We start from the raw sequence: 5,294 nt of genomic DNA, 5'->3' as shown, positions 1-5,294 counted from the left end.
ACCCGTGCCGGTGACACCACCTACGGGTTCAACTCCAACACCGGGCGTGATTTCCTCAGCGCCACCTCCAATGCCGACAAGCTGGTGTTCTCGGTATGGGACGGGGGTGGCAACGACACCCTGGACTTCTCCGGTTTTACCCAAAACCAGAAGATCAACCTCAATGAGGCCTCGTTCTCCGACGTTGGCGGCTTGGTGGGCAACGTGTCCATCGCCAAAGGCGTGACTGTCGAGAATGCGTTCGGTGGTTCGGGCAACGACCTGATCATCGGCAACAACGCAGCCAACCTCATCAAAGGCGGTGCCGGCAACGACATCATCTACGGTGGTGGCGGTGCGGACCAACTGTGGGGCGGCGCCGGCAACGACACCTTCGTGTACGGTGCCAGCTCGGACTCCAAGCCGGGTGCCGCCGACAAGATCTTTGACTTCACCTCGGGTTCGGACAAGATCGACCTGTCCGGTATCACCAAAGGTGCAGGCCTGACCTTCGTCAATGCGTTCACCGGGCATGCCGGCGATGCTGTGCTGAGCTACGCCTCGGGTACTAACCTGGGCACCTTGGCAGTCGACTTCTCGGGTCATGGCGTGGCGGATTTCCTCGTCACCACCGTGGGCCAGGCCGCCGTCAGCGACATCGTGGCGTGATGTAAAGCGCGCGGCGCTGCAGCGCCGCGCACTTGGATGGAGCGTGAAATGCCGCGTTTTTCTCATTTGATCGCCTGTGTTTCACAGGTGTTGTTCGTGTCGGCAGGAGCCCACGCAATGGCGAGCAGTCTCGTGTTACCCACCACCGCCCAATTGGCCGGGCATTGGGCATTCAAGCAACAGGATCAAGTCTGCGCGCTGGACCTGCTGGAGCAGGCCAATGCCCTGGCCGGTGACGTCGCGTGTGCCGAGCAATGGCTGGGCGATAAACCCTTGACTTGGTCGCCAACTCCGGACGGCATCTGGCTGATGAACGCCGAGGGCAGCGGGATCACGCATTTGAACCGCGAGAAAGAAGGCGAATATAAAGGGCGCACACCGTTGGGTGCGGAAGTTGTACTGCAACGAATGCCTTAATTAAACGTTATAAGCATATAACCCGATTTTAATAGTTGACCGTCCCTGTTCAGGGGCGCGGGCAACTATTGCGCGTCATTCGCTCACGGAAGATAAAAAGATATGGCGAAGTCCCCTACGGTTGCGCCTTTATTCAGGGCGCTGGGTGAATACAAGCGTATTTTGATCAGCATCGGTTGCTTCACGGCATTGATTAACCTGTTGATGCTGGTGCCGTCGATTTACATGCTGCAAGTGTATGACCGCGTGCTGTCCTCCCAGAATGAAACCACACTGGTGATGTTGACGCTGATGGTCGTGGGCTTCTTTGCTTTTATTGGCACGCTGGAAGTCATCCGCAGTTTTATCGTGATCCGTATCGGCAGCCAGTTGGAGCGGCGTTTCAACTTGCGCGTGTACAAAGCCGCGTTTGAGCGCAACTTGCAGCGCGGCCAGGGGCATGCCGGGCAGTCCCTTGGCGACCTCACGGCGATCCGCCAATTCATCACCGGGCCGGCGTTGTTCGCGTTTTTCGACGCGCCGTGGTTTCCCATCTACCTGTTCGTGATTTTCCTGTTCAACGTGTGGCTCGGGGTGTTGGCCACGGCAGGCGCGGTGCTGCTGATCGCGCTGGCGTGCCTGAACGAATACCTGACGAAAAAACCGTTGGGCGAGGCGGGGGCTTTTTCCCAGCAGTCCACCCAGTTGGCCACCAGCCATTTGCACAACGCCGAGACGATCCAGGCCATGGGCATGCTCGGCGCGTTGCGCAAACGCTGGTTTGCCGTGCATTCGCAATTCCTCGGCTTTCAGAACAAGGCCAGCGACACCGGCTCGGTAATCACCTCGTTGAGCAAGTCCCTGCGGCTGTGCCTGCAATCGCTGGTGCTGGGCCTGGGGGCGTTCCTGGTGATCAAGGGCGAAATGACCGCCGGGATGATGATCGCCGGTTCCATCCTGATGGGCCGGGTGCTCAGCCCCATCGATCAGTTGATTGCGGTGTGGAAGCAATGGAGTTCGGCCAAATTGGCTTACCAGCGTCTCGACGAGTTGCTGCGTGAATTCCCGCCGGAGGTCGAACACATGGCCTTGCCTGCGCCCAAGGGCCAGGTGAGTTTCGAGCAAGTCAGCGCGGGCCCGCCCGGGCGGCGCATGGCAACGCTGCATCAAGTCAGCTTCAACCTCGGCGCGGGAGAAGTGCTCGGCGTGCTCGGCGCCTCGGGTTCAGGTAAATCGACCCTGGCCCGCGTGCTGGTGGGTGTGTGGCCGACCCTGGCCGGTACCGTGCGTCTGGACGGCGCAGACATCCATCGCTGGGACCGCGACGACCTCGGCCCGCATATCGGCTACTTGCCCCAGGACATCGAACTGTTCAGCGGCAGCATCGCCGACAACATCGCGCGGTTTCGTGACGCCGACCCGGAGCGGGTGGTGAAAGCCGCGCAACAAGCCGGCGTGCATGAACTGATCCTGCGCTTGCCCCAGGGCTATGACACCGTGCTGGGCGACAACGGTGGCGGCCTGTCCGGCGGCCAGAAACAACGGGTGGCGCTGGCCCGCGCGCTGTACGGCGGCCCACGTCTGATCGTGCTGGATGAGCCCAATTCCAACCTCGACACCGTCGGCGAAGCCGCGTTGGCCAGTGCCATCGTGCAGATGAAAGCCCAGGGCAGCAGCGTGGTGCTGGTGACGCACCGTTCTTCGGCGCTGGCCCAGGCCGACAAGTTGCTGGTACTCAACGAAGGGCGCCTGCAGGCGTTCGGGCCGAGCCAGGAAGTGCTGCGCGCCTTGTCAGGCCAGCAGCAGGAAACACCACGGGAAAAGGCCGGCGTGAGCCTTAGCCGTCAGTATCAAGCCGGAAGGAATCCAGGCGCATGAGCAGCCTTACATTTGAACAACGTGACGCCGGTTTTTTCGTAAAAATGGGCTGGCTGCTGACGATTGTCGGCGCCGGCGGGTTTTTCCTCTGGGCCAGCCTGGCGCCGCTCGACCAAGGTATTCCGGTGCAAGGCACGGTGGTGGTCTCGGGCAAACGCAAGGCCGTGCAAACCTTCAGCCCGGGCGTGGTCAGCCGCATCTTGGTGAAGGAGGGCGAGTCAGTGAAACAGGGCCAGCCGCTGTTTCGCCTCGACCAGACCCAGAACCAGGCCGACGTGCAATCCCTGCAAGCCCAGTACCGCATGGCCTGGGCCAGCGTGGCGCGCTGGCAGAGCGAGCGCGACAACCGTTCCGGCATCACCTTTCCGGCAGAGCTGAGCACTAACCCCGATCCGGCCCTCGCGCTGGTGCTGGAAGGCCAGCGTCAACTGTTCAGCAGCCGCCGTGAAGCGTTTGCGCGGGAACAGGCGGGCATTCGCGCGAACATCGAAGGCGCCACTTCGCAGCTCGGCGGCATGCGCCGTGCGCGCAGCGACCTGAGCGCCCAGGCCCAGTCCCTGCGTGACCAGTTGAGTAACCTGCAACCCTTGGCCGACAACGGCTACATCCCGCGTAACCGGCTAATGGAATACCAGCGCCAGTTATCCCAAGTGCAACAGGACCTCTCGCAGAACACCGGCGAAAGCGGCCGCGTGGAGCAGAGCATTCTTGAATCGCGCCTCAAGCTGCAGCAGCACAGCGAGGAATACCAGAAAGAAGTACGCAGCCAACTGGCCGACGCGCAGTTGCGCAGCCTTACCCTGGAGCAGCAACTCACCTCGGCCGGGTTTGACCTGCAACACAGCGAAATCAATGCCCCGGCCGACGGCATCGCCGTCAACTTGAGCGTGCACACCGAAGGCGCCGTGGTGCGCGCCGGTGAAACCCTGCTGGAAATCGTGCCGCAAGGCACACGCCTGGAAGTGGAAGGGCATCTGCCGGTGCACCTGGTCGACAAGGTCGGCACGCACTTGCCGGTCGATATTTTGTTCACTGCCTTCAACCAGAGCCGCACCCCGCGCGTGCCGGGCGAGGTCAGCCTGATCTCCGCCGACCAGATGCTCGACGAAAAAACCGGCCAGCCGTATTACGTGCTGCGCACCACCGTGAGTGAAGCGGCGCTGGAAAAACTCCACGGCCTGGTGATCAAGCCGGGCATGCCCGCCGAGATGTTCGTGCGCACCGGCGAGCGCTCGTTGCTCAATTACCTGTTCAAGCCGCTGCTCGATCGCGCCGGTTCTGCGTTGACCGAGGAATGAGCATGAAGCCAGTGTTCCTCTCCCTGCTGCTGGTGTGTGGCAGCGCCCAGGCGGCCATGGGCCCGTTCGATGTGTACGAGCAGGCCTTGCGCAATGATCCGGTGTTTCTGGGGGCCATCAAGGAACGCGACGCGGGCCTTGAAAACCGCACCATCGGCCGCGCCGGCCTGCTGCCGAAGCTGTCCTACAACTACAACAAGGGCCGCAACAACTCCGAGGCGCACCTGCCGGACGGGCGCGGTGGCAGCTATCGCGACGATCGCAATTACAACAGCTACGGCTCGACCTTCAGCCTGCAGCAACCGCTGTTCGACTACGAAGCCTATGCCAACTACCGCAAGGGCGTGGCCCAGGCGCTGTTTGCCGACGAAAGCTTTCGCGACAAAAGCCAGGCGTTGCTGGTGCGGGTGTTGAGTTATTACACCCAGGCCCTGTTTGCCCAGGACCAGATCGACATCGCTCGTGCCAAGAAGAAAGCCTACGAGCAGCAATTCCAGCAGAACCAGCACCTGTTCCAGCAAGGCGAGGGCACGCGCACCGACATTCTGGAAGCCGAGTCACGCTATGAACTGGCCACCGCCGAAGAGATCCAGGCGCTCGACGAGCAGGATGCGTCGCTGAGGGAGCTGGGCGCGCTGATCGGCGTGCAGAGCGTCAACATCAATGACCTGGCGCCGCTGAACCAGAGCTTCGCCGCCTTTACCCTGACGCCTGCCAACTACGACACCTGGCACGAGCTGGCGATCAGCAACAACCCGACCCTTGCCTCGCAGCGCCAGGCCGTCGAAGTGGCACGGTATGAAGTGGAGCGCAACCGCTCCGGGCACTTGCCCAAAGTCACTGCCTATGCCAGCTCGCGCAAGCAAGAGTCCGACAGCGGCAACACCTACAACCAGCGCTACGACACCAACACCATCGGCATTGAAGTGAGCATGGCGTTGTATGCCGGTGGCGGTATTTCCGCCTCCACCCGCCAAGCCAGCCGCGCCATGGAGCAGGCCGAGTACGACCTCGAAGGCAAGACCCGCGAAACACTGATCGAACTGCGCCGCCAGTTCAGCGCCTGCCTGTCGG

General features: G+C 61.9%; 5 protein-coding genes. All 5 read left to right on the top strand.

The window, feature by feature from the left end; translation table 11 throughout:
- Positions 1-648, top strand: a 648-nt coding sequence (locus tag WBB95_RS07360) for a M10 family metallopeptidase C-terminal domain-containing protein (protein ID WP_424486969.1), incomplete at its 5' end; no start/stop codon positions are given.
- 48 nt (positions 649-696) lie between these two features.
- Positions 697-1,065, top strand: coding sequence for an AprI/Inh family metalloprotease inhibitor (locus tag WBB95_RS07355; RefSeq protein WP_424486968.1), 369 nt, complete (start codon positions 697-699; stop codon positions 1,063-1,065).
- A 102-nt stretch (positions 1,066-1,167) separates the two neighbouring features.
- The gene (locus tag WBB95_RS07350) at positions 1,168-2,922 is read left to right on the top strand and encodes a type I secretion system permease/ATPase (RefSeq protein ID WP_424486967.1); all 1,755 of its coding nucleotides are present in this window, start codon (positions 1,168-1,170) and stop codon (positions 2,920-2,922) included.
- Positions 2,919-4,220 carry an HlyD family type I secretion periplasmic adaptor subunit gene (locus WBB95_RS07345; RefSeq protein WP_424486966.1) on the top strand — a complete coding sequence of 434 codons (1,302 nt, stop codon included), beginning with the start codon at positions 2,919-2,921 and terminating at the stop codon, positions 4,218-4,220. The genes WBB95_RS07350 and WBB95_RS07345 overlap by 4 nt, the downstream gene beginning before the upstream one ends.
- Before the next feature lie 2 nt (positions 4,221-4,222).
- The coding region (locus tag WBB95_RS07340; protein WP_424486965.1) for a TolC family outer membrane protein at positions 4,223-5,294 on the top strand (1,072 nt) is incomplete at its 3' end.

This window comes from Pseudomonas sp., assembly GCF_049645325.1.
Taxonomy (GTDB): Bacteria; Pseudomonadota; Gammaproteobacteria; order Pseudomonadales; family Pseudomonadaceae; genus Aquipseudomonas.
Note: the sequence above shows the minus strand (reverse complement) of the source record. Positions and strands in the feature narration are given on the sequence as shown.

Bases quoted from the DNA above. Each gene is read 5' to 3' on its own strand.
- WBB95_RS07345 (WP_424486966.1), top strand. From the start codon at position 2,919: ATGAGCAGCCTTACATTTGAACAACGTGACGCCGGTTTTTTCGTAAAA.
- WBB95_RS07350 (WP_424486967.1), top strand. From the start codon at position 1,168: ATGGCGAAGTCCCCTACGGTTGCGCCTTTATTCAGGGCGCTGGGTGAA.
- WBB95_RS07355 (WP_424486968.1), top strand. From the start codon at position 697: ATGCCGCGTTTTTCTCATTTGATCGCCTGTGTTTCACAGGTGTTGTTC.